This window comes from Arthrobacter sp. UYCu511, from assembly GCF_040547105.1.
Lineage (GTDB): Bacteria > Actinomycetota > Actinomycetes > Actinomycetales > Micrococcaceae > Specibacter > Specibacter psychrochitiniphilus.
Map to the genome: position 1 here is coordinate 426,467 of NZ_JBEPPB010000002.1, position 26,962 is coordinate 453,428.

The following is a 26,962-nucleotide window of genomic DNA, read 5'->3' on the forward strand; positions in this document are numbered from 1 at the left end:
CGTCCATGTTCAGTGAAGTGGCGTACTGGGATGAGATATCACGCTGGGACACGGCGGCCTTTGAGGAATCCGCAGACGGTTGGGAGCTTCTGGGTGAAAATGGCTGGTTTGCCATGATGGCTTGGGCTGCAGGGCCCGGCAATACCCGCAAAGCGGTTCAGTGTGACTCGGCCAAAAAAGTCCAGGTGACATGCCATCAGGGTGAGACCGCGACCACCCGCGCGGCGCCGTTCACCCCAGAGGATCGGTGCACCATAGAAGATTCCGTCAATGAGTATCTACTGGCGGCTGGAATTCCTGCCCGCCCCTCCGGCTTTGACTGGTTCTTGCGGGTCCCAACGGGATGGCCTGAGGGGCTTTCGTTGGCGGATGAACTGGCCGCAAGAATCACAGGGAAGTGGGAGAACGGAGCCCACCCTGCCACGTTGCGCCCGCTGTTTAGGGAAGTGGTGCAGGACTTTTACGCAGACTCGGCGAGTTGATGCACCCTGGCACCCCTTTCACCACTGGTGTACCCGGTGCCGCATGGCACTAGCTCCGGGACGCACGCACCCTAGCGGGCACACTTACCGGCGCGTAGCATCGAGGCAATACCGGGATTCGCCCCAAGCCGGCAATGCGGACACCGTTGTGCCGGCGGAATTGAGGTTGCCATGAGCCACAACTCAGCTGCTGAGAGCACCAACACCGCTGATCCGGGTGTTGACGCTCATCAGGTCAGTGCCCAGGATGCCAGAAACGCTGCTGAAGCAGCTAGGGAAGCAACGTGGGAGAGGCCCAGTTTCGCCAAGGGACTGTATTTAGGTGATTTTGAGATCTCCCTGATCCATCCACACCCGCAAGCCACCGCCGCAGAAACCGAGCGTGGGGAGGAGTTTTTGGACAAGGTGAAGACCTATGCCGAAACCCTGGACGGGGCCCGGGTGGAGCGGGAGGCGAAAATTCCGGACGAATACCTGGCCGGGCTGGCAGAGCTGGGCGTGTTCGGCATGAAAATCCCTCAGGAGTATGGCGGGCTGGGGCTCAACCTGACTTATTACGGCCGGGCACTGGCCGTCTTGGGCAGCGTCCACCCGGCTTTTGGCGCCCTCATCTCCGCACACCAATCCATTGGTGTGCCGGAACCCGTAAAGGTTTTTGGCACAGCTGCACAAAAACAAAAGTTTCTGCCTCGTTGCGCCGCGGGCGCCGTAACGGCATTTCTGCTCACCGAGGCCGATGTGGGCTCTGACCCCGCCCGTATGGGGTGCGCTGCGGTGCCCACGGAAGACGGCAGCGAGTACGTCCTGGACGGTGTGAAGCTCTGGACAACCAACGGCGTCATTGCTGAACTTGTTGTGGTCATGGCGCTAGTGCCGTCCCGGGGGCTTGATCCGGCCGGCCGAAAAACGGGAGGCATCACGGCGTTTGTGGTTGAAGCGGACTCCCCTGGCATCACGGTGGAGAACCGCAACGAATTCATGGGTCTTCGTGGCATTGAAAACGGGGTGACCCGCTTCCACCAGGTGAGGGTGCCCGCGGAAAACCGGCTGGGAAGGGAGGGGCAGGGCCTAAAAATCGCCCTGACAACACTGAACACCGGGCGTTTGTCCATCCCAGCCATGAGCGCCGGTGCTGCAAAGTGGTCACTGAAGATCGCTCGCGAATGGTCAAACGCCCGAACCCAATGGGGCCATCCGGTGGGCCAGCACGAGGCCGTAGGCAAGAAGCTGGCATTCATGGCGGCCACCACCTTCGCGTTGGAAGCAGTGTTTGAGCTCTCGGCAGCACTGGCCGATGCAGGCATGAAGGATATTCGCATTGAAGCGGCGCTGGCCAAGCTCTGGTCCTCTGAATTCTCCTACCAGTGCGCGGATGAGCTGGTGCAGATTCGTGGCGGTCGGGGCTATGAGAAAGCTCAGTCATTGGCTGACCGTGGCGAGCGCGCCGTCCCCGCTGAACAGCTTTTGCGGGACTTACGCATTAACCGGATCTTCGAGGGATCAACTGAGATCATGCATTTGTTGATTGCCCGCGAGGCAGTTGATGCCCATCTTGCTGCGGCTGGCGATTTAGCCTCCACTACGGCAACACTGGCCGAGAAGGGCAGGGCTGCCGTGGGTGCCAGCGGTTTCTACGCCAAGTGGCTGCCACAACTTGTTGTGGGCAAGGGTATGGATCCACGCTCCTATAACGAGTTTGGGCCGCTTGCCAAGCACCTGCGCTTTGTGGAACGTCAATCACGCAAGTTGGCCCGCCAGACGTTTTACGCCATGGGCCGTTGGCAGGGAAAGCTTGAATACAAGCAGGCGTTCCTGGCCCGGATTGTGGACATCGGCGCCGAGTTGTTTGCCATTTCAGCATGCTGCTCCCGGGCGGAAATGCTGCGCCTCAAGGACGCCGGCCAGGGCCGGTCCGCGTTGGCACTCGCGGATGCCTTTTCCTGGCAGTCGAGGCTGCGCGTAGAGACTTTGTTCGCCGAGCTGTGGAACAACACGGATGACTCTGACAGGAAACTTTCCCAGGACGTGCTGGCCGGGGACTTCAACTGGCTGGAGGACGGCGTACTGGACCCTTCAGAGGGCACGGGTCCTTGGATCGCTGATGCCTCGCCGGGCCCATCACAGCGGGAAAATCAGCACCGCACATACCGCTGAATGCTGATAACACTCAGGCTGCCGCACCAAAACACAAAACCCCCGCAGCTATTCAGGCCGCGGGGGTTTTGCAAACAACAGTTATTAGCCGTCGGTCTTGACGATGTACACGTCGCACGGGGCGTTGTGTGAAATCGCGTTGGCAACCGAACCCAGTACGCGGGCCAGGCCCTGCATGCGGACGTTGCCCACAACAATCATGTCCGCCTGGAGCTTGGTGGCTTCTTCCAGCAGGACATCGGCAGGCTTGCCCAAGGATGATGAGTACTCGGTCTTGACGCCGCTGATCTTCAGCTCTTCGGCAACGCGCTGGGCCACACGCTCAGCCTCATCCGCCGTGGAGAGGAACCATTCGTCGTTGCCAATAGAGACCTTCTCGGTCTTGTCCTCGCCAAATGCTGTCACAACGCGCAGGGTGCGGCCCGTTGCCTTAGCCAGTTCCGCGGCAACACGGGCAGCCTTCATGGACGTTGAGTTGCCGTCTACGCCGACAATGATGATTCCAGCCATATGCTTAATCCCCTTATTTGATCCAAGGCGCCCATGCTTTGCGCACTGACACCAGTCTTTTGACCTACTTTAGTCACAAAGCTGCACAAATAGGCCTAAACGTGCGCGAACTTACTGCCCTGTTACGGGAATCTCGCGGGAAACCACCTCGGCCAACACTTCCAGCACATGCCGGTAGTCTGCGCCCGTGGCCCGGGTCATTCCCAGCTCGCAGGTCCGGTTGCAGGAAGCATGCACAGCTGCGCCCATCGCCACTACATCGCCGGCTTGTGCGGCCGTAGCTGATTCCGTGAGTTCCGGATGCAGCATGCCCCGGTCTCCAGCAAATCCGCAGCAACCCCAGTTTTCCGGCACCTGAACTGTTTCTGCAGCGGCCTCGGCGATCTGCAAGAGGGCGGGGTTCAGGCCCATCCGGGCGGATGAACATGTGGGGTGCAAGGCCATCGATTCCACCCGTTTCCAGGTCCCCTGTAGTAGCGGCAGCAGCGCCGCAGCGGTAAATTCCACGGCATCCACCACCCTCAACGGCCGCTGGCCAGGGTCCAGAACCTCGGTTTCAATGGTGTGTAGCAGCCCTTCCGTGCAGCTTGAGGCATCACAAATAACCTCCAGCTCGCCGTCCCGGGTTGCCTTGCGGAGCAACTTCAGTGTCCGTGCATGCATCGTCTCCAGCCCGGCCGCCATCCCCTTGGAGGACCACGGCGTTCCACAACACGCATCGGAAATACCCTCCGGAACTAACAGCTCCACCCCGGCAGCCGTGCACAATTGCTCAAAACTTGCCTGCACCCCGGCATTGCCGTCACCGGCAGGGCCGAACATCACGTTGACACAGGCGGGGAAGTACACGGCCGCCGGAACACCGGACGGTGCTGGCCGGCGTCGCGCCTTCCCACCGGACGGCAATTCGGAGGAGTACAGCGGCAGCGTGTCCGCCCCAAGCACCTTCCGCCCCAATCTATTCACAGGCTGCATGGCCACAGAGGGCACCTTCGCGGCAAGGCTCAGTGCCAGCCCGGCACTTTGGGTGAGCGCACCCCAGTGTTTGGCGACGGTCCCCCACACAGCACTTTCTCCCATGCCGGCGTCCTTGGTGCGCAGGCGCTTGACCATGGTGCCGGTGTTGATATCCACGGGGCAGGCGGTCTGACACATGCCATCCACTGCGCAGGTGTCAATACCGGCGTAGTCATAGTCCTTGGCGAGGGCTTCGGCGAGCTCAGTGTCCCCGCGCTGGCGGGCCGCCTCCATGTCGCGCAGGGTGACAATACGCTGCCGCGGGGTCAAGGTCAGGTTCTTGCTGGGGCATACGGGTTCGCAATATCCGCAGGAGACGCAGCGGTCCACTTCGGGATCAACCTCCGGCGGTGCCAATTTTATATGGCGCAAGTGTGCTGTTGGATCGTCGTCCAAAATAACGCCGGGGTTGAGCATGCCGGAGGGATCGCACAGCTCCTTGATTCTGCGCATAACACCGTAGAGCTCATCGCCGTATTGGCGGCGCACAAAGGGCGCCATGACGCGGCCAGTGCCGTGCTCGGCCTTGAGTGAGCCACCCTCACCGAGCACCACATCCACCATGTCCTCGGTGAAAGATGAGTAGCGGCTCAGCTCGTCCGCACTGGAGAACTTGTCAGTCAACATGAAGTGGATATTGCCGTCCTTGGCATGTCCAAAAATGACGGAATTAGCATAGTTGTACTTATTAAAGAGGGTGTTCAATTCTAGGCAGGTGCGGGCCAGTGCCGGGACCGGGACCACCACGTCCTCTAATAGCGCAGTGGTGCCCTGCGGGCGGGCGCCGGCCACCGAGGTGTACAACCCCTTACGCAGGTGCCAGAGCTCCGCTCGAATCGTGGGATCTGAGCTGAAATCCGCTGGCCCGTCCAGCCCCAGCGATCCTGCGAGCGCCACAGCCTTGGCGTTGAGGTCCACAAGTTCCGCCGCACTGCCACTCTGATATTCCACCAGCAGGGCGGCGTGCTGCTCCACACGCAGATCCCGCACCACACCGGGCACCTGGGTGAGTCCCTGACCCACTTTCAATGAGAGCGAATCGAGCAATTCAACGGTGGCGGCGCCGCTGTCCACCAGCGCTGGCAAGGCCATGTTGGCGGCATGCAGATCCTTGAACACCAACAGCCCGGCGGTGGCATGGGCCAGTCGGGGAACAGTTCTGAAAACTGCCTCGGCCACAAAGCCCAGAGTGCCTTCGCTGCCTACTATCAAGTGGGCCAGAATGTCCACAGGATCATCAAAGTCCAAGAGTGAATTGAGCCCGTAACCCATGGTGTTTTTCATGGCGAACTGGCGCTCAATGGTGGCCCGGGAGGCCGGGTTGCTGCGGACTCGCTGCGCAAGTTCGCCCAGTCCTTTGAAAAGTTCGGGCTCTAGGGAGCGCAGCCGGGCGGAGGCATCCGGGGCGCCCGTGTCAATCACGGTGCCGCTGGGGAGCACAAGCGTCAGGGATTCAAGGGTCCGGTATGCGTTATCGGTAATGCCGCAGGCCATTCCTGAGGAGTTGTTGGCTACCACCCCGCCAATGGTGCAGGCAGCTTCACTGGCCGGGTCCGGGCCGAATTTGTAGCCAAAGCGCAGCAGCCGTGCATTTAGATCCCGCACCGTAACCCCCGGTTGCACACGGACCCGGGCACCGCCGTCGAGCACTTCAATACTGCGAAAGTTCTTGCGCACATCAACCAGCAGCCCGCCGCTGACGGCCTGCCCGCTCAGGCTTGTACCGCCGGAGCGAAGTGTCAGCTCCAGCCCATGGGTGGCGCTGACGCGCATGAGATTAGCAACCTCGGCAGCATCCGCAGGGACCGCCACGGCCTGTGGAATCAGGAGAAAATGGGAGGCGTCATGCGCGTTGGCGTGCCGGTCAAGGGCGCGGGTCCGGGTCTGTGCCGGGTCCGCCATAGCGGCGCGGATCTCCCGCTCTAAGAATCCGCCCAGCGTTGTTGTGTCCCCGGTAATTCCGTGTGTCTGCGCCGCCATCCCAACCCCTTTGCATTCCCTGCTAAATTCCGCTGCGCCAGAAACGCAGCGCCCTCGCTTCTGTTGGAGAGATCCCTCGCATTCCACGAGTATTGCACCTTATGCTGGCCAAAGACGATCTCACAGAACAGGAACACTTTGGGTATCTCCACGGCAGATATGTATGACGAACGGGGGCCGGAGCTGGCCTCCGTCTCGCTGCAATTTAGGGACTTTGGCGCTGTGGCCACTTTTAGCGGACCGGCCCGGACCATTCAATGCCACCGGGACAACGGGCTAGTGAAGGCGGTTCTGGCCACACCAGGGAACGGTTCGGTCCTTGTGGTGGACGGCGGCGGCTCGCTCCAGAGCGCCCTGATGGGGGACATGATTGCCCAATCTGCTGTGGATCATGGCTGGGCGGGCGTCATTATCAACGGCGCCATCCGCGACTCCGTGGCCATCGGCACCCTGGACCTGGGGGTAAAGGCGCTGGGCACCAACCCGGCCAAGAGCGCCAAGGACGGCTTGGGCCACCTGGATGGAACCGTGCGTCTAGGTGACGTTCAGATCCGTCCCGGGGCCATGATCTATGCCGATCCAGACGGAATTCTAGTATCCGGCTAGATGGCAGGGACGTCCTCATTGGTAGATAGACTTTCCAGACAGGACAGGACTGCGAGGATAACCATTTCTCCGATCTCACAGCGGCCGAACCGCTGAGCCCTGTCGCTGCAACCTGGCCCAAAGCAATCCGCTTCCGAGCGGAAGGCCTCTTCAAATACGGCTTCTCTTGTGGCAGAGTCGAGTTACCTCAGTAATTTCTAGAGTGGAGAAAGCCATCATGATCGAAATGTTGCACAATGCCGGCGTCAAGAGCGAGTACGCATACGCAGGGGGATTCGCATCCATCGCGCTCTCCCTAGGTTCTTGGCTGGTCAGCCGGGCCAAATCCGACCATTCCAAGGCCCAATCGGACCGGTGGGGCATTTTTGTTGGCCATTGGGCACCTACGTTCTTCGCCCTAGGTGTGGCACTAAAACTTGAGGAAAAGAAATAACAGAGGGTGTAAACCCTCGCCGCACTGACGGGATTCTCATGTGCGGTGCCGTGTGCTCTGCCAGAGCAATTTGCGCCCCATTTTTATCAGATCCGTCAACAATAAGAGCGCGAGTTTGAACTGCTACTAACTTGGCTGCTCCTGCCAAGTTAGTAGCAGACCCATAGACCATCACAGCAATCTGTGTGTCAGATGGATACGTGCACTACCGTTTTTTACCCCTGTGCCTTGTTCCCTTGGCCCTATCCGGGGAACGGACGCATGGCCACGGCCCGGACTGGGGAACCGTCCAAGCCCATTAGTCGCAGCGGCAGCGCAGAGAACAGTGGATCTTTCCACGTTATGTCTGCCAAGTTGGTGAGGTTCTCAATGATGGCACCTCCTGCTCCTAGAATGTGCTGGTGCACGGGCAAGTGCAGCGGAGCCTCTGTCTGCGTCTCCGGTGTGGGATCTGGATTCAGTGAGTCCACACCGATGACAGAAACCCCTTGGGCCAGCAAGTGCGCGGCAATGTCCGGGTCCAGGTAGGGATGGTCAAGGTAAGCGGATGTGTTGAAGTATGCGGACCAGCCCGTGTGGAAAAGTACAATGGTGCCTGGCTTGAGGTTGTTCAGCTGGGCTTCGACCGTACTGAACTCGATCATGCTGCGGGGGGCAGCCCCCGGCACGTGGACGATCCGCGCGGGGCCGTACAGCCTCGCCAGATCTAGCTCGTCAACGGCTATGCCGCCGTCGACGGTGTGCAGGGGAGCATCAACATGGGTGCCGGTGTGAGTGCCCAGATGGAGTTCAGCGACTTGGAATCCATCGGCGGCGTTGGTGGCCACTTCATTCGATGAAACAACCGGATCCCCCGGGAAAACCTGCATTCCGGTGGAAACGGGCTGGCTCAGGTCAACGATGTGCATTTTCTTGTCTTTCTGGGTTGCTTGATTCGGGCTCTGTCACCGTCAGGTGGCGTGAGACCGGTTTGTCTGTCCTGATGCTCCGGGTGAGCAGCGCCCACCCGAGGTAAAGGGCAAAAGAAATGACGAAAGTGGGGATGGTGGCACCAATAGGACTGGGCGCCACATAGGTCAAGATGACTGAGGTGCCGGCGCCCACCAACCACACGGCAATCGCGGCGATGTTCACCCCGCCCTGGTACCAAAAGCGCCCACCGCGGCCACGCAGGATGTCCGAGCCGTAGTAGCCCTTGTTCACGATGTAGTAGTCCACGATCATGATGGCAAACACGGGCAGGAACAACGCGCCAACAACTGTCAGGAACGAGGTGAATTGTTCCAGGAGTGCCAGCCATGTTGCTCCTAGTACGGAGATGGCCCCCAGAACCAGCGCAGTGGGCAGGAACCGGATCCTGCGTGAGGGGGCCATATTCACCACCGAGGAGACCATGCCGTAGACAACCATGGTGTTAGTTGCCATTACGGAGAGGAAAATGACGATCGCCAGCGGAGCGCCAAAGGCGGCAACAATGACCGTCGGGTCGAATCCAAGCGCATCACCGCCCGACAGCACCACGTATCCGATGGCCGTGGCCCCCAAGCTCATCGACAGGACTGTGGAGACAACGTACCCAATGCCTGAACCCACTACCCCCGCGGCCTGTGTCTTGGCCAGCCGGTTGAATTCGGCGGATAGCACCGTCCACGAGATGGCCGTGGCAATGACGACGTCAAGCACGGTGATGCCTGACCAGCCCAAAGTGGTGTCCACCTTGATGGCGGCGAAATCAGCAGGCGGGTGCGAGGTAAAGGCAACAATGAAGATGTAGGCCATGATGGCGAGAATTACCAGCGCAAGCCATGGCTCAACCTTGGCAATACCAGCGTGACCAAATATTGCCAACCCAACAACAAACAGCTGGCACAGGACGGAGAAGAGCACTGGATTCGAGAAGCCGGTGGCCTGCTCAACCAGGAAATTGACCGTCACCCCTGCCAGCATGGCCTGGACCCAGCTCCAGCCCATCAGGATCACCACGTTGGCGGCCACTGCAAGGAAGGATCCCCGGAGGCCAAAGGCTCCCTTGGTCAGTGACATGGTGGGAAGCCCTGTTCGGGTCCCCATGTTGCCGATGAGCACCAGAACCACACCGCCTACTAGAGACCCGGCAATGATCAGCCCGATGGCTAGGGGCCATGAGACTCCGGGGACAAATAGCGTTCCGGTCAGGAGGGTGGTGACCACAAGATTGGCCGCCAGCCAAATAAGGCCTATGCGCCGGGCGCCAAGGGTGCCCTTGATGGGGCCGTAGCCATCGGAATCGGCGTTAAGCCGCTTGGAGAGCCGGCCCCAGGGGGAGAGCCCGCTTCTTCGCTGAGCACTCACTTCGGTATTCATGGGCACTGGCGCCTCAACATTCACTAGCGGACGAAATTGGTAAACAAATGTTGTCTGAAAGAAAACTTTTGTTGTCCCATCTTGTGTGAAGCCCGACACATTGTCAAGGGGATTGATCCACCTCATTTGGAGTGTGGCGGCCCATGCTGCGTGGATTTACACTCTTGATGCCTTGATGCTCGCGACCAGCGATGGTCTGTGCATCACCTGCCGATCCGGGAGTTGGCATGGCCACTCCTGGCACATTCCACTAGTGGAGAGTTTGGAATACAGTGCCGTCAACGGAGGAGCTGCCTTAGCCATGTTGCCGCACCCGGCACCACCAATTTCAGTACACGTCTGCACCGGGTCGATGCGCTGCAAGGGGAACGCCTGATGTGTACTTGATCGTTGGAGCGCTGTCAGCTCGGGGCTACGCCATCACCGGGATCGTGCTCGATCAGCGGACCTGATCGACTCGTGACCCGAGTGCCCTGCTGTGTCGTCACCGCCATGGCCAGCACCCCGAATTCGAATCCAGAGTAGCGCGTCTTACTAAATAGGCGACCTGTCTTAGGCTCTGCGCGTGCCCCAGGGCCAACTGCGGAGATATACACGTCGTGACCCTCGTCGCCGGTGGCGAAGAAAGTGACCTGCCGCTCGAAAACCAGACCGTCGAACTGCCCGTGTAGGTCGATTATGATCTCAGCACCGACCTCGACGGCAGGATGCAGGACCTCAAGACTCCCGAGGACCAGCTCACCGACCCGCTTGAGTGAACCGTCGGCGATGCGGACGCTGATCTTTGCTGTTCCTGCCCTGACCCGACCGTCCTTCACCCAAGAATTGAAGACATCATCCCGTGGGTAGGACCCGATCGTTACCTCGTCCGCCGTCACACCAATCGCCTCCTGCCCAGGTGGTGGCCGCGACGTTCCACCCTTCACTGAACCCTAACATCAGCCATCCTGATCGTGCTCGGCTCGGCATACTGAGAAACGATGTTTGACGTGCACCATCCGTTCGACATCACCAAAATCGTCAGCGCCGAACCCCATGACGAAGACTGTGAACCTCCGTCCTTGCAAGGAAAGTCCTTCGGGACACTACTTGAGGCCGATTCCGCCTGGCATGCAGTTGAGGGATTTACTTTCCCAGGATCAGGATTTGAAGTTTTTGACTCCCTTGAGCGGCTCCAACTGAGCTTTCTTGGACTCTGCCAGCCGCACCACCGTGCCACTCGGTTCATGGAAGAACGCCAAGACCGTCTCAGCAATGACACATTTGCTCTTTGTAACTGGATCAAAAATGGCGTAGGCAACAGTGAAGCTGGCGCCCTTGATGGCGCTGACCCACACCTCAACAACCGCCGGAATATTGCGGTAGTTCAACGGGGCCAAGTACTTCACCCGGTGCTCCACCACCAGCGCCTGGATGTCCTGCGCAAGATCGGAAAATATTGGCAAGGCCACCTCCACTCCCGGTAGCCCGGTGCCAGCGGGTTGGCCAAAGGCGTGCACACGGGCCTCTTCCAAGATCCGCAGGACCTCTACATTGTTAATGTGCCCATAAGCATCCATGTCTGCCCAGCGCAGGGGGACATTGAGCGTAAGCCGCACTCCGGCGTCGGGCATCCCCTCAGGCACTGCCATGAGTGGCGCTCCTTTTCTGTTTTTGATCCTGCCATTCTCGGTTCAAGATGGCATAGTGCGCCAAGGTGACCCATTCACCCTTGCTCCAATCCGACTCTACAAAGGTGGCCTCCAAACGCATCCCCAGCCGGGCCATTAGCGCGGACGATTTTTCATTGCGTTCATCACAAATCCCTTCGACCCGGTGCCAACCAAAGTGGTTGAATGCCATATCCAAGGCCGCAGTACACGAAGCGAAGGCAATCCCCTGGCCCTGAGCTGCCGGGCTGAACACGAACCCAATTTCACCACGGCGCCAGTTCTCGGCATCCCATTTGAGCAACACCTCCCCCACCACCTCCGACGACGGCCCCTCCTCCACAGCAAGGTCCAACCATTGCCCAGGGATAGTCAGGCCCTGTTGGGCCACCATGGAGGAGATTGTCAGCTCGGTGTCTGCCAGTGTCTGCGGCTGGTGCGGGAGATAACGGGCAACCTCTGCCATTGATCTGTAGCCATTCACAGCAGGGATATCGCCCAAGGTAACGGGTCGCAGCCGAACATCACCCCGCACGAAAGGGTAGTTGGGCTGAGTTGCTACCGGGATCTTGGAGGTGTCAGCTTGCATGTACAGATACTAGTGCCGAATTCGCGGCAAACAGTCAGAGTGGTTCGGTAGCATGTGGCCATGCCTGCCGTTCCGCTTACCCGCCGCCGTGTGGAACTTGTCTTAGTTCCCCTGGTGGCCGCCTTTTGCATGGCCTTCATCATTGGTGCCATAGTTCTTGACAGAGATTCCGGGCCCTGCCCCGCTCCCACCTGGAACAACCAGCTCACACTCTCGCTGACGGGCAACGTTGACGCGGGTGCCGTGACTGCCTGTTCCGGAACGGAATGCGTCCCACTGCCACCCACCTTCGCGAAGAGCTCGGCAAAAAATTCCGGCATGCTGACGCAGCAAAAGGATGGGTCCTGGCTCTTCAAAGTTGCTACAAATCCGCCCAAAGCTGTCACGTTCCGCGTTTATGACAAAGCATGGAACGTTGTGGCTGCTCAGTCCACCGCCCTTAACTGGACCCGTATCTCAGGTGATGAGCGCTGCGGCGGACGCATGGCTTCCATCAACGTGGTGCTCAACGTCCCCTAGGCGCATGGCTTGCTAGTGGCCGCCGAAGAAGCTCTACCGATTCACGAAGTAGATCAGCACTCCCGCAGCCCACGTTCCGGCAGCCAGCACGGCGAAGCCAAATTCGGCCAAGATCCCCAACCCGGTGGCTTTAAGCGCAGCCACGGATGAGGACACTGCCGGCTTGAGCTCCTTCTGGCGGGCAAATTCCGAGAGGAACAGCCCTGCCGCAAAGCCCAACAGCAACCCCACCACGGGAACCACAAAGAAGCCCACAACGCCGAGCACCAGGCCAATGACCACCGAACGGCCGGGAATGGACCGCTTCTTCATTGCCCTGCCCGTCAGCACGGCGCTGGAGGCCATACCCGAAGCCACGAGGGCCAGGCCCACACCGAAAACAATCCAGCTTACCGGGCCACCCACCGCTAGCGCCCATACCAGCAGACTCACCGCAATGAGCATGCTGCCGGGCAGCACCGGAACAATAATCCCAACGGCACCGACAGCAATAGCGAGCCCACAAACCACTGTCCAAACGATCTGCGCATCCATAGAGCAACTCTCCCAGCCGCGGTGGTGACTGACTATTTTATAGAATAAATTTATGGGGAACTATAGCATTATTATAACGTATTCTCTATAATGGATATATGAGTATTCCGGAGATTGACCCCGGAGACCGGGGCCCTGAAGCCACACAGGATGTGGCTTCAGCCCTTCGCGCAATTACTCTTCCTTCCATTGAACCCTTTGGCACTGACAGTCCTGCCCTTGAGGGTCTACCCGCCTATGTTCCGGCTCCTTTTCAGTCTCCTTCGCAGGAACCACGTTCAAGACTGAGCGTGGCCCGGACTGTCTACGATTCTGCGGTAGCCGCGCTAGGTGCCATGAAATGCCTTGAAGACGGGGTGGCCGCCTGCAAGGCCGCTTTGGTGGCCCAGCTCATGGGGGCAGCCGCCGTGGAAGGTCAGTCAATGTCTCTGGATCCGTGGCAGGCGGGAATCTGCGAATCCAGCGCCCATAGTGAGCTCGCCTTAACCCTGTGCATCCCCGAACGTACGGCAGCTACCTTGGCCCACCACTCCACGGAATTGTTCAATAACCATCCCCTGGCCTTCGCGCAACTGCAGGCCGGGGCCCTCTCCGCCAGGCACGCGTGGATCATTGTGGATGAGGTGGAAACGCTCCTTGAGACCCCCGGCATAACGGCCGCTCAAACGGCTGCCTTTGAACAGCGCCTTCTTCAGCTGGCACCAGGTTCCAGCGCCGCCAGTTTTGCGCCAAAAGCCAGACGGACCAGAGAGTCACTCCATCCGGCAACCATCAGCACGCGCAGCAAAGCCGCCCACGCAGCACGCTCCATGACCTTGGCGCCGGGCAAGGATGGCATGTCCTGGCTGACACTTCACGTTCCATCACTGGCGGCGGAAGGAATCTGGGTCAAGTGCACCCGGACTGCCCGCGCTCTCAAGAACCGTCCGCGAGCAGGAGCGGATCTAGGCAGGGATCGGGGCGGGGATCTGGCAAACAGCCCTCTGGCCCGGGACACCGAGAACCGCACCTTGACGCAGCTGCGCGTGGATGTTGCCGCAGCTTTGTTGCTCGGGCAGCCGCCGCTTCCTGGTTTTGGCGCCGAGGACAGCGCCAGCATCACAGGGGCAAGCAGCACCCCTCCAGGCTCGCAAGCAAGGCCCAGCGGGTATGCACACGGATTGGTGGACGGAATCGACGAAAACGCTTCGCAGGAATATCTGGATCAGCTGGCAGCGCTCCAAGCCAACCTGCCAGTTGCTGACCCACCCCTACCCGAAGCGACGGTCCTGATCACTGTGCCCTTCTTGGGGGCCTTGGGCATCACCCATGAGCCCGCTGAATTAGTAGGATCCGAGGCCTGTTCCGGGCCGGTTTCACTGCACATAGCCCGCAAGCTGCTAATCAACGCGGGCAGTTTCCTGCGTGTACTGACCGATCCGGCCACAGGTGAACCTCTAGGGTTGCATCCGGAAAGATACCAGCTCCGCGAAGCGGACAAGGCAGTGCTGCGGGCGCTTGTTGGCGGCTGTTACTTTCCGGGTTGTCCCAATCCCGTCATGGATACGGAAACCGACCACCTGTTGGCTTACGGAAACGGCGGGCAGACCTTACTGGAAAACCTACGTCCCGCCTGTAAACGTCACCACGCACTTCGGCATTACAAGGACGATAAAAACCGGCACGGAATCTGCCGCAGCATTGACGATCCCGATCGCCATAACATTCGCCTGCGCGGTTGGACCCCCACCGTGGACTGTGGCGGGAGCGTTGACTGGGTGGCACCATCGGGCAGGAAGCACCGCACCCGGCGCAAGGACCATCAACGTCCCTGTTATCCCACGTGGCTCGAGAAGCTCCTGAACCCATCCGCACCTCCCGCTGTTGCACAAGAAACTGAGCACGGGACCTCACACCCTGCAGCATCCGGGACCAATACCGAAAGCAACGCCAGCCCACTCGAGCAACTCCTCGTCAGCTACGTCAAGAAGCACAATCAATGACAAACTTAAACAAAGGGGCGGCTTGTGCATCAGCACAAGCCGCCCCTTCCTAGCTATTTACAGCTACGTTTCTATTGAGACGTTGGTATTACCATCGTCCTTTAGTAGCGGCGGCGGCGCACCAAACGGTTGCTTACAATGACGCCAGAACCGAACATCAGGACCAGCAGGGCCCCAATGACGGATGCATCCATGCCCATGGCGCCTGTCTTCGCCAACGCACCAGCACCAGTACCAGTACCAGTACCAGCTAAAGCGCCTGCATTGTTCTCAGGCAACACAGCACCTTCGGAGCAGCCAAGGTTGAAGCTCAAGGCATCCAGTGATTCCCCTGCTGCATAGAAATCAGCAAACGGCGCAACCCCGCTGGCTGCGAGTGTGGTCTGGACGGCGGTTCCGGAGTACATGGTCTCCGCAGTGTTCAGTGCGGCGCCGGACAGATCCAATGTTGCCAAAACCACCGAGTTGTAGGTGGTGTTGGCACCGGGCTTTGCTCCAACAGTTGCCGATTCCAAGGAACGGCTCACCACATCTGCCTGCAGCGTGCCAACGTTGCCGTCCATGACCAAGGTCAATTTCTGCATTGTCACGGACAGGACCGGGCCGGATCCGTAATCGTGGCCCTGGAAGCGGACAACGCCGTCGAAGACAACCTCACCCGTTCGCTTGCCGGCATCAATGCTGCCGGCACCCTTGGTAAAGGTGAAGAGCTGGTCCCACGTTGCGGGAGAACCGTTGAAAGTAATCTGACCCTTGGCAATGTTGCCGGTGATGTACTTCCGGAAGGATTCCTTGACTCCCCACGTCAGGGTGCCGCCCACAACCTTGCCATTGCTGCACTTCGCATCCGCATTTAGGCTTCCTTCTGGAGCCTGCGTCGGTTTGTCAGTCACTGGCGGTGCCGTGGGCTTGTCAGTGGTGGGCGGCGTGATCGCAGCAGCTGTAATCTCTAGGGCTGCCGAAGCTTTCTGCACCCCACCAGTCTGAACAACCCCGTGAGCCAATGTGGGTACTTCAGGAGCAGTTGCTGTGGCAGTGACGGTGTACTTGCCTGACTTCTGCCGGGCGGGAACAGTCCACTCGAGTGAGAAAGCTCCGTTGGCATCAACCAGCAGCTGCTCTGCAGGAGCCAGGCTCCGCACCTCGAAGCTCAAGCCATCAAAGGATGTGCCCACCGGGTAGAAGTCAGCGAAAGCCGGCACCCCTGCCTTGGTTAGGACCGTGGCCAGATTTTTACCGGAAACGCCCTCATTGCCGCCCGTGACTGCAGTGGTATCGATTGAAACCAGGGCAACGTCAGAGTACTTATTCAGCTCGCCGTCCAATGACTTGCTAGTTGCATCGGCCAGCAAACTAGCAGCTTTGACGTCCACGCGGAGATTACTCAAGGTGACTTGAAGCGCACCGTCGTGACCCACCATGGATACCGAGCCGGCAAAGCTAGCAATCTTGTTCGCAGCATCGAAGCTGACTGCCGGGAAGTGGTAAGTGCCGTCCGGGTTGTCCGTGGCGCCACCATCCGTGACGATGGTGCCCTGTGCGATGGAGCTGCCCAAGTAGTTGCGGAATGATTCCTTAACACCCCACTCCAGTCCGCCGACGGCTGCGGAGGGAGCCCCTGGCGCAATCTCTTCACCATTGAGGTCAAAGGCAAGTGTGCTGCCCGGGGCAAAGTCAGCGCCTGTGAGTTTGACGGTTTTGCCCGCTTCAACGCTGGCCGCATCGAGAGTCAGAGTCGGTTCGTTGGCAGGAACTTCGGGCTCCGGGACGTTCGGTGCTGAGGCATCGGCCCAGGCTAGCTTGACGAATTCGTCTTGACTGCGGTCCGCGGAGTAGTTGTGCTCAATGTTGTCAATATCCAACGGTGAGGAAAACGTGGAAATGTAGAGCGTGTTGTCGATGGCATTAAAGCCACCATTTTTGAATACTGTTGTTACCGAGAATTCCACCGGACCGAAGGTTCCGTCTGGATCCACCTTCAGCCGAACAGCGTTCTCGTAGGACTCCGGCACCCTGTCAGCACCGGGGCCCTGAGCGGTTTCTGCAATATAAATCCAGCGGTCTTTTGTGTAACCAGAACCGGACACCATGACCTTGCTGGCATGTTTGAGGCCCGTTGCCGGCTCAACTTTCAGAGCAGGCTTGGCAACGGGTTCTGCAGGCTTGCCAACGGTGATTGGTGCGTAAAGTTCCTGCGCAGCATTGCTCGTCCCACCCGCAGGGTAGGTGTAAGCACCAAAATTTCCAGCCTCAGGCCACTGAACTTCACCGTTCTTGTCAGTCTTCTTCGCCACCGTCAGCGTCGCAGTGAAATTACCCTCAGGGGAAATCTCAACCCACTGATCACTAACAACCTTCTTGTACGCCGCTGGAACTGCATCAAGCGCAGCCTGACTCAAAGCCCACAACTGATCCCCCACCACACGAGCAGAAGAAGGAGCCCCCTCAGACGGCCGCCACTTATCAGCGAACTTACCAAACACCACATACACACCCGCCGGATTCCCAGCAGCAATCGGCGGACGCGAACCAGCAGGCGCAATATTGGCCTGCGGATCAAAACCAGATCCCTTAACAACAACCTTCGCACCCTCAGCAACAGGACCACTCAAAACCGTCACACCATCAGCAGCAAACACCTTCAACTCAGGCGTAAACACAGGAACAGGCTTGCCAACGGTGATTGGTGCGTAAAGTTCCTGCGCAGCTTTGCTCGTCCCACCCGCAGGGTAGGTGTAAGCACCAAAATTGCCAGCCTCAGGCCACTGAACTTCACCGTTCTTGTCAGTCTTCTTCGCCACCGTCAGCGTCGCAGTGAAATTACCCTCAGGGGAAATCTCAACCCACTGATCACTAACAACCTTCTTGTACGCCGCTGGAACTGCATCAAGCGCAGCCTGACTCAAAGCCCACAACTGATCCCCCACCACACGAGCAGAAGAAGGAGCCCCCTCAGACGGCCGCCACTTATCAGCGAACTTACCAAACACCACATACACACCCGCCGGATTCCCAGCAGCAATCGGCGGACGCGAACCAGCAGGCGCAATATTGGCCTGCGGATCAAAACCAGATCCCTTAACAACAACCTTCGCACCCTCAGCAACAGGACCACTCAAAACCGTCACACCATCAGCAGCAAACACCTTCAACTCAGGCGTAAACACAGGAACAGGCTCCTCCGCTTCGGTCACTGTCAGAGCCGCAGCCCCGCTGTAGACAACACCGCCTGCGTTGGTGAACGCGGCACGGTATTGGTTGCCATTCTCGAGCGCCGAGGCAGTAATGGTCAGTGTGGGGCTTGAAGCCCCAGCAATATCAGCCCAGTCCGCGGAGCCAGCGGCAAGAACCTGCCACTGCAGCGCATCATGCCCGGTGGCGGCGGCCGTGAATGTCACCGGAGCGCCACTCTCCACTGCCTGCGCAGCCGGCGACGCGGTCACCACCGGCACCTCAACGGGAGCAACATAGGAAACCGCAAAACTTACGGGGTCAAAAGGATCACCCTCACCGTAAAAGGATGCAAACGCAGGAACTCCACCGGCGGTCAATTTCGCAGGCAAAGCAGTCCCACTGGCTTCACCGTCCGCCACGCTCGCACCAGCGCCCAGGGTGGTGAGGTCCACGTCGTCGTAAGTCACCATTGCGGTGCCCACGCGCGACTTGCTCACCACATCAGCTACCAGAAAGCCACGCGCCAGGTCTAAACGAATGTCCGAAATCTCGACGGCGAGCTGCCCCTCATGGGCAGAATAACTTACTGACCCGCCAAAGCTGACAAGTTGCGCGGCAGGGTCAACAGCCGCGGCCGGAAAATTGTAGGTACCATCAGCGTTTTCGCTAGCCCCGCCGCCTAGTGTTGTTGTTCCCCCGGCAAAAGACATCTTGAGGTAGTTGCGGAATGATTCCTTAACTCCCCAATCGAGACTGCCAGCACTCACTTCAGGGGTGGCCGGTGCGGCAGAAGCTGCCGGGGCGCTCACCACCACGGCGCCTCCTGTCATGGCGAGTGCGGCAAGGACGGCCAAAGGCCGCCGCCACCAGAGGCCTCGTTGTTGCGATGTCATGGTCTTCCTCTGTGATCGGGGAGAATTTCTTGTGGAATTGGGCTGGTTCATTTCCCACCTCGACGCCGGGTGGTCATGACAACGGCGCCGCCGCCCAGCGCCAGCAGCACTGCGCCGCCAGCAATGTAAATGCCTGTTGTGGCACCCGTTTTTGCCAGGCCACCCTTGGCTGCCTTCTTCTCGCCGCTCTGCCCGGCGGCGTCGGCGACTGTACCGGCGCCCTTTTCCGCGGCTGCGGCCCCGAAACTAATGGGAACCATGACATCAGCGCTGCGGTCTGCACTACGGGTGTGATCTGCGCGAGTGGCAATGACGCAACCATTGGGCGCAGTGGCCGGATCTTGACAACTCGTCAACGCATCGGCCGCACTCACAGCCAACGAGACAGAGAATGAGCCCTTGCCTCCGCTCTGGGAGAACGGCTGCGCAAGTCCCTGACCATAGGCCGGAGGGTTGGAGGAAATCCACAATGAGCTGCCGCTCCCACCGGTCATATCTACACCGCCGAGGCATGGCGAGGCTACAACGCCGGGACCATTATTGACGCAGACACCCACGTAAATGCCCTTGCTCAGATCGAAACCGGCACCGCTGACCTGCACGGAGTCTCCTGCCTCGGCCAACCCTGTTGACCTGTCCACAGTCAGCGACTGGCCGCTGGGCCCACTGCTCGATGCTGCAAACGCACCAGCACCTGACGCCAGAGCCAAGCCGCCTGACAGCACTAAAACACCCAGAATGCGGGTGAGGCGCGTCTGAGCACCCCTTTGTGGCACCTGTGCCACATCGCGGCTGGTGATTCCCCTCATGATCCTCCTTGTTGGGGGCCTGCCCGGAAGCAGCCCGCCATGCGCACAGAACGAACTGTCCGTGCGCATGCTGTGATGACGCAATATCGCGTTGATTCTTTGGATTCCCGGCGAAGCATGTAGCAACTTTTCAGGCACGCACATTACGCAAGATTAGATTGACCTAAACATAACCTAACCTAGGGTAGGCTTAGTTAAGAAAAAGGACGGTTTACGGCTTGCTGCGGACCGACTTTTGCACCGTCGCCGCCTCTCTCTGGGGAACTAATGACTTTTGCTTTTCAGCCCTTTGCTGCGCCCGAACGCCGATCAAGCGCCCGGAAACACTCTTTTGCAACCCTCGCGTCAGTGGTGTTGCTTTCCTGGCTTGTCAGTGGATGCGCTCCCGCAGAACCCGGCACTAAGGGCCCGGCAAACTCCCCCAGCGCGGCCACCTCCACAACCGCGGCTCCTGTGTCCGCATGCACGGACGGCACAGCCGGCAAGCTACCGCTCCCCACCGAATGGCAGGCAGTAAGCACAAGCCCGGGCGCCTCAGCCGGCAGCACAACCTCTACCAGTTCCACTCAGGCGGGCCCCACAACAGTTGATACATCGGGGATCACCCTGCCCATAGTGGCCGCCACCCCCACCCCCGCACTCCCCACCACCGTGCTTTCTTGCGACGGGGTGCAAGTGTCAGTTACAGATGTGAGCCGAATCGTCACCATTGATTTGCACGGCACGTTGACTGAAATTGTTTATGGGTTGGGCTTGGGAGCCAACGTCATTGGCCGGGACCGTGCAGCAGACTTCCCACAGGCGAAAAATGCCACGATTGTCACCCCCACAGGCCATGATCTCAATGCCGAATCTATTACCGCACTGAACCCCAGCGTCATCTTCACTGACACCACCATCGGCCCGCTGGAAGTACAAGAACAATTGCGGGCAGTAGGCATCCCGGTAATATTTTTTGACCCGTCCCGCACCATGAACGGGGTCAGTCACCAGATCACCGCCGTTGCCGGGGCCCTGGGTATTCCTGACGCCGGCGTTGAGCTCAACAAGCTGGTTGGCGCGGACATGGTTGCCGCACTGAGCATGGTTCCCCGCGACGCTACCCCGGCGCGCATCGCTTTCCTGTATGTACGCGGCACCGCTGGCGTCTACCTCATGGCGGGCCCCGGATCCGGCGCCGATGACATGATCAAGGCTGCTGGTGCTGCCGACGTCGGAACAGACATTGGCTTGAAGATGCCTTTTACTCCTCTCACCTCCGAAGCTTTGATCAAGGCCGCCCCTGACGTGCTGCTCCTTATGTCCGGAGGCCTCGAAAGCGTGGGTGGAGCAGAAGGCCTATTCAAGATTCAAGGCATTGCCCAGACGCCTGCCGGAGCCAACAAGCGTGTGATTGATGTGGCCGATGGCACGCTGCTCAGCTTCGGGCCCCGCTCAGGCCAAATCATCAAGGCACTCTCTCTAGCCATCCATGGAAACTCCAAATGAGCACAAAAACGTCCACCAACACCACGGAGTCCGCCGCCGCACAGCTAGAAATTAGCAAACCACCCAAGCCCCGCAAAGCCCCAAAGAAATCTAGAGGTAGAGCGAAGGACCGCCTCATCCTGGGTGTCCTTTCGGCGGCACTGGCCATTACCGCCATCATCGCCGCCGGCACGGGACAACTGCACATTGCCCCCGCGGAAGTCATTGGCAGCATTCTTCACGGCATCAATAACTGGCTGCAGGGCTGGCTGGACTACTTCGGCACCGGGCTGAGTGCCCCCTTCGGCGGAGCACCGCTTCCGGAACATCCTCGAGGCTATGAAACCCTCTGGTCGGTCCGTTTTCCCCGCGTCGCCTTGGCCATGATTGTTGGCGCCGCACTGGCGTGCTCGGGCACCGTCATGCAGGGAGTCTTTGGCAACCCGCTGGCGGAACCTGCTGTGGTGGGTGTGTCCTCCGGCGCAGCTGTGGGGGCCAGCACCGCCATAGTGACAGGTCTGGCCACGCACGGGAATTGGGTGGTGGCCATCTTCGCGTTCATGGGCGGGCTCATCACCACTTTGCTGGTGTACAGCCTCTCGCGCAGCAAGGGCCGCACTGAAGTGGTGACGCTTGTCTTGACGGGTATTGCGGTGAACGCCTTCACGTTCGCAATGATCGCCTTCTATACCTATGTTGCCGATCCCAACGCCCGTGACCAGCTCATCTTCTGGCAGTTGGGCAGCCTCAACGGAACCAGTTGGATCAGTGTTCTCTCCGTGCTGCCACTGTTAGTTGCCGGCTTGGTCATGGCCTTTTCTGCGGCCGGAAAACTGGACTTGCTGGCACTGGGAGAACGCTCGGCCAGGCATTTGGGTGTCAATGTGGAACGGCTTCGCATGAGAATGATTATCACGGTAGCCCTGCTAGTGGGGGCAGGGGTGGCCTTCACTGGGATTGTCAGCTTCGTGGGACTCGTGGTGCCGCACTTGATCCGCATCATCGCAGGCCCGGGCCACAAACTACTCCTGCCCGCCAGCGCCTTGGGCGGCGCACTCCTAGTGTTGCTGGCCGATCTTGGAGCCCGCACCCTCGTCACGTATTCAGACCTTCCCCTGGGCATGTTGACGGCACTCATTGGCGGCCCCTTCTTCTTCTGGCTCCTGCGCCGGACCCGCAACGAACAAGGAGGCTGGGCATGAGCATGTTGGATGTTTTCCGCGCCCCGCCCACAGAGATTCCGGACCCTTTGATCCCCGGCGAGGTAGCAATAGTGGCCACCGGCGTCTCCGTAGAGCTGGGTGGCAAGAGGGTGCTCAACAGTGTTGACTTATCCGTCATGGCCGGGGAGGTACTGGCCCTGACGGGGCCCAACGGCGCCGGAAAGTCCACGCTGCTAGCCGCCTTGGCCGGCGATCTAGAGCTAGAAAGCGGCCAGATTGAACTCTCCGGCCGCCCACTGCACCAATGGCGTGCACAGGAGTTGGCGCTGCGACGGGCCGTGCTCTTGCAGCAGATCCAGCTCAGCTTCCCCTTCAATGTGCTTGAAGTGGTCCAGATGGGCCGCGCCCCTTGGTCCAACACGGCAGCTTCCCTGCACGACGACGAACTCATCACCGCCGCCATGGCCGCCACTGATATCAGTAACTTTGCCCAACGGCGTTTCTCCCACCTCTCGGGTGGCGAGAAGGCTCGCGTGGCGTTATCGCGGATACTGGCCCAAGACACCGCTGTATTGATGCTCGATGAGCCCACCGCAGCCTTGGATCTGCGGCACCAGGAATTGGTGCTCCAAGTGGCCCGCGCTCGTGCCGCCGCCGGCCGCGCCGTGGTGGTTGTGCTCCATGATCTGAATCTGGCAGCTGGCTATGCCGATAAGGTTGCGGTTCTAGAGAAGGGCCAGCTGGCCGCCCTTGGCACACCCGAAGAGGTGTTGACGGAGGAGATCCTCAGCCGCGTTTACCAACACGGAATCGATGTCATGGCCCATCCCGTCACAGGCCGCACAATCATTTTGCCGCGCAGGTAAAGCGCAGCTAACAAGCCCCAGACCTTGGGCACGCCCTTACTCTGCAGTGCCCGCGGCCGCAGCCAGGCATTTCACAATGCCCGGGTTAGCAGGCTCCCAGCCTAGACTTTCACGGTGAGCACAGTGCAAAAAATCAGCCCCGAGGCGACTAGTCGCCAGGACGCCCGGGATGGGCAGGACGCGGCGGCCGTTCCGCCCGGTACGAGACCCCGCATCTCGGCCGGACTGCGGGAGGTGGCTGCCTCAGCCCTGTCCCTGTCTGGACTGGTAGGCGCCATGGCCTTCGTGGTGTATTCCATGTTTTCCTGGCTGCAGTGGCAAAGCTTCACCGTCCGGTCCTGGGATCTGGGTATCTTCACCCAATTAGCCAAGGACTACGCAAACTTCCGCCCGCCCATTGTGAGCCTGAAGGGCGATGGCTACAACCTGCTCGGCGATCACTTCCACCCTATACTGGTGTTGCTGGCCCCGTTTTACAAGCTTTTCCCCAGCGCTTACACCTTGCTGGTGGTGCAGAACATGCTGCTGGCTATTTCCGTGGTGGTTGTTGCCCATTTGGCCATCAAACGGCTGGGCAGGATCACCGGCGCATGCCTGGGGGTTGGTTACGCCTTGAGTTGGGGGCTGCAATCTGCCGTGGACTCACAGTTCCATGAGATTGCTTTTGCTGTCCCGCTGCTGGCCCTATCCCTGGTTGCACTCTTGGAGGAAAAGTGGCGTTCCGCCTGGATATGGGCCTCGTTGCTTGTCTTCGTCAAGGAGGACCTGGGGCTGACGGTGTTTGTCATTGGCCTGGTCATGGCGTGGCGAGCCCGAACCGCCGCCGGCCTCTGGCTCTCAGCCTGGGGTGTGGGCTGGTTCGTGCTGACCACCAAAGTCATTCTGCCCTCGATGAACCCCGGATCCGAATGGGCCTACCAGAGCCAGCTCAACATCGCAGGCCTCTTAAAAGACCCCGCATCCCTCTTCCAGCCGGACAAGGTCACCACAGTGCTGCTCCTGGCAGCCATCACCGCCGGCCTCTGCTTGTTTTCACCACTAACACTGATTGTCCTGCCCACTCTGGCCTGGCGCTTCCTCTCGGAACTCCCCGTGTACTGGGGGCAGGAATGGCAATACAGCGCCGTCCTGATGCCAGTGGTTTTCATTGCCGCCATTGATGCGCTGTCCCGGCGAAAAGTCCTCTCCGGCACGCGGCTACGGTTGCTGCTGGGCACCACCATCATGGTCATTGCCGTGGTTCTGAGCAGCCAGTACGCCTTTGAAAAGTTGGCCGACCCGGCCAAAAACTTCCCGCTCACCACGGCAGCTTCCTCACAAAGCGCCTTGGCCGCCGTGCCGGATGGTGTCACGGTGGAAACCGATATTTCTCTCATGAGCTATTTGGTGGACCGCACCGAAGTGTATTGGATTGGCAACAAGAATCCGGTCCCGGACTACGTTTTCTTCGACGTTTCCGGCCGCCCCGGCCTGGCTGCCACCGCCATCGCCCAGGAGGCGGAACAGCGCTTCCCCGGTACCCGCTTTGTCACTGTTTATGCGGACGCTCACTACCAAGTTGCCCGCAAGGAGTAGTACCCCTTCGGGAGGAAGAACGACGGCGGCACGGGAGTGCCGCCGTCGTTCTTTGGGTTAAGCGTGTGGCTTGTTAAGCGCGTGACTTGTTGAGGGTGTGACTAGGCAGCGGCCGTGCGGGCAGCGTCCAAGTCCACAAATACTGCCCGGTTGAGTTCGAAGGAATTCGAGGCGTGAGCTAGGATGGAATCCTTTTGTTCCCGGGTGAAATCGGTGGTGTCCAGGAGGGTGCGGTAAGCGTCCTTGTACGGCTTGGGTTTGGCGATCTGATCGAAGGCGTAGAAGTTCAGGCCCTCATCGGCAATGCCGTAGTGGCGCTGGACCATGCGCTGGATGATGAGCCCGCCGGAGAGGTCGCCCATGTAGCGCACGTAGTGGTGGGCCAGCAGGAACTCGATTGATTCGCGGCCCAGAGTTGAGAGTTCATCGGCGTAGGTGCGGGTGGCGGGCACAATGGTGATGCGCCCGTCAGCAAGCTGCGCCTCCCAGTCGGCGCCGTGGTGGTAGGCCATATCGCGTTCCAGTGCTCCAACCCGGGCCAGCTTCGGATCGATGAAAGCACCCAGCTGGGGGTGGTTTACATGGGAAGCCAAGGCAGCTTCCAGGGCGCGGTAAATGATCAGGCTCTGATCCAGCAGGCTGATCAGGGCGGCAGCATCTAAAGTCCCACCCATCAGCTCGGCCACGAAGCTGGAATCCTCTGCCGCCGCGTGGGCTGCCGCGGTGTGAGTTTTAAGTTCCTGCGAGAGCTCAGCAGCAGTCTCGGGTAGAGCGGATTCAACTGCGGGTGCAGACATGGCAAACTCCATAATTAGATTAAGTAAGCCTTAGCTAATCAAAGATAGTGACAGTCTGTCAAGATCTTAACGACACAGTGTCACTCAAATTGCTCAGAGGGCCGCAGCCCTCGGCCCTCCCTTAGTCAACCCCCTTGATTTTGACGACGAACACGGCGCCAAGCAGCCCAATCACGGCGGCCGCCACATACAGGGTCACATAGCCACCGAACAGGGTAACCAGTGGCCACGCAATGATGGGCGCAATGACCTGCGGCAGGGAATTAGCCACATTGATGACCCCCATATCCTTACCCCGGCCGGCGGAAGATGGCAGGACCTGGGTCAGGAGCGCGAAGTCCACGGCCAGGTACACCCCGTAGCCAATACCCAGAACCGCAGCGCCCACAATGGCTCCGGTCCAGGTTGGGAAAAAGGCAAGAATCAGGGCGGCGAGGGCAATGATTGCCGATGAGGCAATAACAAATGGTTTGCGCCTGCCCACCTTGTCAGTCCACCGCCCGCCAATGACGGCCGTGATGAGCGTCAAAACGGCGTAGATGCCCGTCAGGACCAGGACGCCGAACGCGGGATCCTTGTGATGCACGGCGTCAGTGAGAAAGAACAGCAAGTATAAGGTGACCAGGTGGTTGCCCACGTTGACCAGGAAGCGGGTGATCCACGCCCACGCAAAGTCCGGGTAACGGCGTGGTGAGATCCAAAAGCCGGCGATGAAACTCACCCAGCGAAAGGGCGACTTCTCCCTCGCATCCAATACTGGGTCATTGGCGAAAAACAAGTACGGCACCATGCCCACCACCAGGCCAATGGCGCAGATAATGAAACCGAGTGCGAAGTTTCCGGACACTACGGCACCAATGGCCGCCCCCACCAGGATGCCCACCACGGTGCCCATGGACGCCAACCCGCCAATGCTGCCGCGCTGGCGCACCGGAACCTGGTCCGGGATGGCCGCCGTGGTGGCGGCAAGCGCCCCGTTGCAGCCCAATTGCACCAGGCACCACAGGAGCGTCATGGCCGCAACACTGGGCGCACCCGCCAATCCCACCAGGCCAATGGTGCCCAGTAAGGCGCCGATGAAAACCCAGGGGACGCGCCGGCCAAAGCGTGAGGTTGTCCTGTCACTGAACGTGCCAAAAAGTGGGTTGGCAACAAGGGAGACAGCGGCACCTGCACCTGTCACCAACGCTAGAATGCCCTCTTTCTCATCGGCGTTAAAGGTCATGGCCTGCTGCCCCAGCAGAACTTGTATGGGGCCAAAGAAGGCGGCGTTAATACCCACGTTGACTAGCACAATAGACGCTGTCCAGCGGTGCCTGACATTGATTGTGGGTTCAGCCAACGCCACACTTTGGGCGGTGGGCATGGCTCCTGCATCTGCATCTGCATCTTTGAAAGTCACGCCCGTGCCTCCCGCTCA

22 protein-coding genes are annotated in these 26,962 nt (G+C 59.7%); 10 read left to right on the plus strand and 12 right to left on the minus strand.

The annotated features are described in order from the left end of the window. The first annotated feature begins 5 nt into the window (after positions 1-5). A complete protein-coding gene (locus ABIB48_RS05235) occupies positions 6-482 on the plus strand; it encodes a DUF5956 family protein (RefSeq protein WP_354212339.1) in 477 nt (158 codons plus the stop codon). 171 nt (positions 483-653) lie between these two features. Next, complete coding sequence (locus ABIB48_RS05240; protein WP_354212340.1) at positions 654-2,636, plus strand: acyl-CoA dehydrogenase family protein; 1,983 nt, start codon at positions 654-656, stop codon at positions 2,634-2,636. Between the two features lie 84 nt (positions 2,637-2,720). On the opposite strand, the gene ABIB48_RS05245 is transcribed toward ABIB48_RS05240, so the two are convergent. Together ABIB48_RS05245 and ABIB48_RS05250 are read right to left on the minus strand one after the other, a co-directional pair. Continuing rightward, on the minus strand, positions 2,721-3,146 hold the full coding sequence (locus ABIB48_RS05245; protein ID WP_110105255.1) for a universal stress protein: 426 nt from the start codon (positions 3,144-3,146) through the stop codon (positions 2,721-2,723). A gap of 111 nt (positions 3,147-3,257) precedes the next feature. Then, complete coding sequence (locus ABIB48_RS05250; protein WP_354212390.1) at positions 3,258-6,065, minus strand: FAD-binding and (Fe-S)-binding domain-containing protein; 2,808 nt, start codon at positions 6,063-6,065, stop codon at positions 3,258-3,260. A gap of 216 nt (positions 6,066-6,281) precedes the next feature. On the opposite strand from ABIB48_RS05250, the gene rraA reads away from it, so the two are divergent. Together rraA and ABIB48_RS05260 are read left to right on the plus strand one after the other, a co-directional pair. Next, the gene (gene rraA / locus ABIB48_RS05255) at positions 6,282-6,749 is read left to right on the plus strand and encodes a ribonuclease E activity regulator RraA (protein WP_315913867.1); all 468 of its coding nucleotides are present in this window, start codon (positions 6,282-6,284) and stop codon (positions 6,747-6,749) included. A gap of 217 nt (positions 6,750-6,966) precedes the next feature. Next, positions 6,967-7,182: a hypothetical protein gene (locus ABIB48_RS05260; RefSeq protein ID WP_170120893.1), complete on the plus strand. Its 216-nt coding sequence runs from the start codon at positions 6,967-6,969 to the stop codon at positions 7,180-7,182. Positions 7,183-7,424: 242 nt separating this feature from the next. Here ABIB48_RS05260 and ABIB48_RS05265 read toward each other — a convergent pair whose 3' ends face one another. The 5 genes from ABIB48_RS05265 to ABIB48_RS05285 all read right to left on the minus strand — a co-directional run bounded on the left by ABIB48_RS05265 (position 7,425) and on the right by ABIB48_RS05285 (position 11,763). Then, the gene (locus ABIB48_RS05265) at positions 7,425-8,090 is read right to left on the minus strand and encodes a cyclase family protein (protein ID WP_315913866.1); all 666 of its coding nucleotides are present in this window, start codon (positions 8,088-8,090) and stop codon (positions 7,425-7,427) included. Next, complete coding sequence (locus tag ABIB48_RS05270; RefSeq protein WP_315913865.1) at positions 8,077-9,525, minus strand: purine-cytosine permease family protein; 1,449 nt, start codon at positions 9,523-9,525, stop codon at positions 8,077-8,079. Before ABIB48_RS05270 ends, ABIB48_RS05265 begins: the two co-directional genes overlap by 14 nt. Positions 9,526-9,926: 401 nt before the next feature. Further along, the gene (locus ABIB48_RS05275) at positions 9,927-10,403 is read right to left on the minus strand and encodes a hypothetical protein (protein WP_354212341.1); all 477 of its coding nucleotides are present in this window, start codon (positions 10,401-10,403) and stop codon (positions 9,927-9,929) included. 261 nt (positions 10,404-10,664) lie between these two features. Then, positions 10,665-11,156, minus strand: coding sequence for an acyl-CoA thioesterase (locus tag ABIB48_RS05280; protein WP_245932072.1), 492 nt, complete (start codon positions 11,154-11,156; stop codon positions 10,665-10,667). Next, the gene (locus tag ABIB48_RS05285; protein WP_354212342.1) at positions 11,143-11,763 is read right to left on the minus strand and encodes a GNAT family N-acetyltransferase; all 621 of its coding nucleotides are present in this window, start codon (positions 11,761-11,763) and stop codon (positions 11,143-11,145) included. Before ABIB48_RS05285 ends, ABIB48_RS05280 begins: the two co-directional genes overlap by 14 nt. Before the next feature lie 60 nt (positions 11,764-11,823). On the opposite strand from ABIB48_RS05285, the gene ABIB48_RS05290 reads away from it, so the two are divergent. Beyond that, on the plus strand, positions 11,824-12,282 hold the full coding sequence (locus ABIB48_RS05290) for a hypothetical protein (protein WP_110105261.1): 459 nt from the start codon (positions 11,824-11,826) through the stop codon (positions 12,280-12,282). Between the two features lie 33 nt (positions 12,283-12,315). Here the strand turns inward: ABIB48_RS05290 and ABIB48_RS05295 are convergent, their stop codons facing one another. Next, a complete protein-coding gene (locus ABIB48_RS05295; protein ID WP_354212343.1) occupies positions 12,316-12,816 on the minus strand; it encodes a DUF456 domain-containing protein in 501 nt (166 codons plus the stop codon). 98 nt (positions 12,817-12,914) lie between these two features. Here ABIB48_RS05295 and ABIB48_RS05300 point away from each other — a divergent pair, with 98 nt between their 5' ends. After that, the gene (locus ABIB48_RS05300) at positions 12,915-14,798 is read left to right on the plus strand and encodes an HNH endonuclease signature motif containing protein (protein ID WP_354212344.1); all 1,884 of its coding nucleotides are present in this window, start codon (positions 12,915-12,917) and stop codon (positions 14,796-14,798) included. A gap of 101 nt (positions 14,799-14,899) precedes the next feature. On the opposite strand, the gene ABIB48_RS05305 is transcribed toward ABIB48_RS05300, so the two are convergent. Beyond that, complete coding sequence (locus ABIB48_RS05305) at positions 14,900-18,865, minus strand: HtaA domain-containing protein (RefSeq protein WP_354212345.1); 3,966 nt, start codon at positions 18,863-18,865, stop codon at positions 14,900-14,902. Between the two features lie 47 nt (positions 18,866-18,912). Then, positions 18,913-19,674, minus strand: coding sequence for a neocarzinostatin apoprotein domain-containing protein (locus ABIB48_RS05310; RefSeq protein ID WP_110105265.1), 762 nt, complete (start codon positions 19,672-19,674; stop codon positions 18,913-18,915). A 267-nt stretch (positions 19,675-19,941) separates the two neighbouring features. On the opposite strand from ABIB48_RS05310, the gene ABIB48_RS05315 reads away from it, so the two are divergent. From ABIB48_RS05315 to ABIB48_RS05330, 4 genes are all read left to right on the plus strand, one after another. Further along, positions 19,942-21,162: an ABC transporter substrate-binding protein gene (locus tag ABIB48_RS05315; protein WP_354212346.1), complete on the plus strand. Its 1,221-nt coding sequence runs from the start codon at positions 19,942-19,944 to the stop codon at positions 21,160-21,162. Beyond that, positions 21,159-22,343 carry a FecCD family ABC transporter permease gene (locus ABIB48_RS05320; protein ID WP_354212347.1) on the plus strand — a complete coding sequence of 395 codons (1,185 nt, stop codon included), beginning with the start codon at positions 21,159-21,161 and terminating at the stop codon, positions 22,341-22,343. Before ABIB48_RS05315 ends, ABIB48_RS05320 begins: the two co-directional genes overlap by 4 nt. Then, entirely contained in the window at positions 22,340-23,170 is an 831-nt protein-coding gene (locus tag ABIB48_RS05325; RefSeq protein ID WP_354212348.1) for a heme ABC transporter ATP-binding protein, read from the plus strand. The genes ABIB48_RS05320 and ABIB48_RS05325 overlap by 4 nt, the downstream gene beginning before the upstream one ends. A 114-nt stretch (positions 23,171-23,284) precedes the next feature. Beyond that, positions 23,285-24,745, plus strand: coding sequence for a DUF2079 domain-containing protein (locus tag ABIB48_RS05330; protein ID WP_315913857.1), 1,461 nt, complete (start codon positions 23,285-23,287; stop codon positions 24,743-24,745). Positions 24,746-24,846: 101 nt separating this feature from the next. On the opposite strand, the gene ABIB48_RS05335 is transcribed toward ABIB48_RS05330, so the two are convergent. Together ABIB48_RS05335 and ABIB48_RS05340 are read right to left on the minus strand one after the other, a co-directional pair. Beyond that, positions 24,847-25,542, minus strand: coding sequence for a biliverdin-producing heme oxygenase (locus ABIB48_RS05335; RefSeq protein WP_315913856.1), 696 nt, complete (start codon positions 25,540-25,542; stop codon positions 24,847-24,849). 121 nt (positions 25,543-25,663) lie between these two features. Further along, the gene (locus tag ABIB48_RS05340) at positions 25,664-26,908 is read right to left on the minus strand and encodes an MFS transporter (protein ID WP_354212391.1); all 1,245 of its coding nucleotides are present in this window, start codon (positions 26,906-26,908) and stop codon (positions 25,664-25,666) included. Positions 26,909-26,962 lie beyond the last annotated feature (54 nt).

Coding starts and splice junctions, on each gene's coding strand:
- ABIB48_RS05265 (WP_315913866.1), bottom strand. CDS start 8,090: ATGCACATCGTTGACCTGAGCCAGCCCGTTTCCACCGGAATGCAGGTT.
- ABIB48_RS05240 (WP_354212340.1), top strand. CDS start 654: ATGAGCCACAACTCAGCTGCTGAGAGCACCAACACCGCTGATCCGGGT.
- ABIB48_RS05325 (WP_354212348.1), top strand. CDS start 22,340: ATGAGCATGTTGGATGTTTTCCGCGCCCCGCCCACAGAGATTCCGGAC.
- ABIB48_RS05315 (WP_354212346.1), top strand. CDS start 19,942: ATGACTTTTGCTTTTCAGCCCTTTGCTGCGCCCGAACGCCGATCAAGC.
- ABIB48_RS05290 (WP_110105261.1), top strand. CDS start 11,824: ATGCCTGCCGTTCCGCTTACCCGCCGCCGTGTGGAACTTGTCTTAGTT.
- ABIB48_RS05270 (WP_315913865.1), bottom strand. CDS start 9,525: ATGAATACCGAAGTGAGTGCTCAGCGAAGAAGCGGGCTCTCCCCCTGG.
- ABIB48_RS05280 (WP_245932072.1), bottom strand. CDS start 11,156: ATGGCAGTGCCTGAGGGGATGCCCGACGCCGGAGTGCGGCTTACGCTC.
- ABIB48_RS05320 (WP_354212347.1), top strand. CDS start 21,159: ATGAGCACAAAAACGTCCACCAACACCACGGAGTCCGCCGCCGCACAG.
- ABIB48_RS05285 (WP_354212342.1), bottom strand. CDS start 11,763: ATGCAAGCTGACACCTCCAAGATCCCGGTAGCAACTCAGCCCAACTAC.
- ABIB48_RS05245 (WP_110105255.1), bottom strand. CDS start 3,146: ATGGCTGGAATCATCATTGTCGGCGTAGACGGCAACTCAACGTCCATG.
- ABIB48_RS05295 (WP_354212343.1), bottom strand. CDS start 12,816: ATGGATGCGCAGATCGTTTGGACAGTGGTTTGTGGGCTCGCTATTGCT.
- ABIB48_RS05250 (WP_354212390.1), bottom strand. CDS start 6,065: ATGGCGGACCCGGCACAGACCCGGACCCGCGCCCTTGACCGGCACGCC.
- ABIB48_RS05235 (WP_354212339.1), top strand. CDS start 6: ATGTTCAGTGAAGTGGCGTACTGGGATGAGATATCACGCTGGGACACG.
- ABIB48_RS05305 (WP_354212345.1), bottom strand. CDS start 18,865: ATGACATCGCAACAACGAGGCCTCTGGTGGCGGCGGCCTTTGGCCGTC.
- ABIB48_RS05260 (WP_170120893.1), top strand. CDS start 6,967: ATGATCGAAATGTTGCACAATGCCGGCGTCAAGAGCGAGTACGCATAC.
- ABIB48_RS05340 (WP_354212391.1), bottom strand. CDS start 26,908: ATGCCCACCGCCCAAAGTGTGGCGTTGGCTGAACCCACAATCAATGTC.
- ABIB48_RS05335 (WP_315913856.1), bottom strand. CDS start 25,542: ATGTCTGCACCCGCAGTTGAATCCGCTCTACCCGAGACTGCTGCTGAG.
- ABIB48_RS05310 (WP_110105265.1), bottom strand. CDS start 19,674: ATGAGGGGAATCACCAGCCGCGATGTGGCACAGGTGCCACAAAGGGGT.
- ABIB48_RS05300 (WP_354212344.1), top strand. CDS start 12,915: ATGAGTATTCCGGAGATTGACCCCGGAGACCGGGGCCCTGAAGCCACA.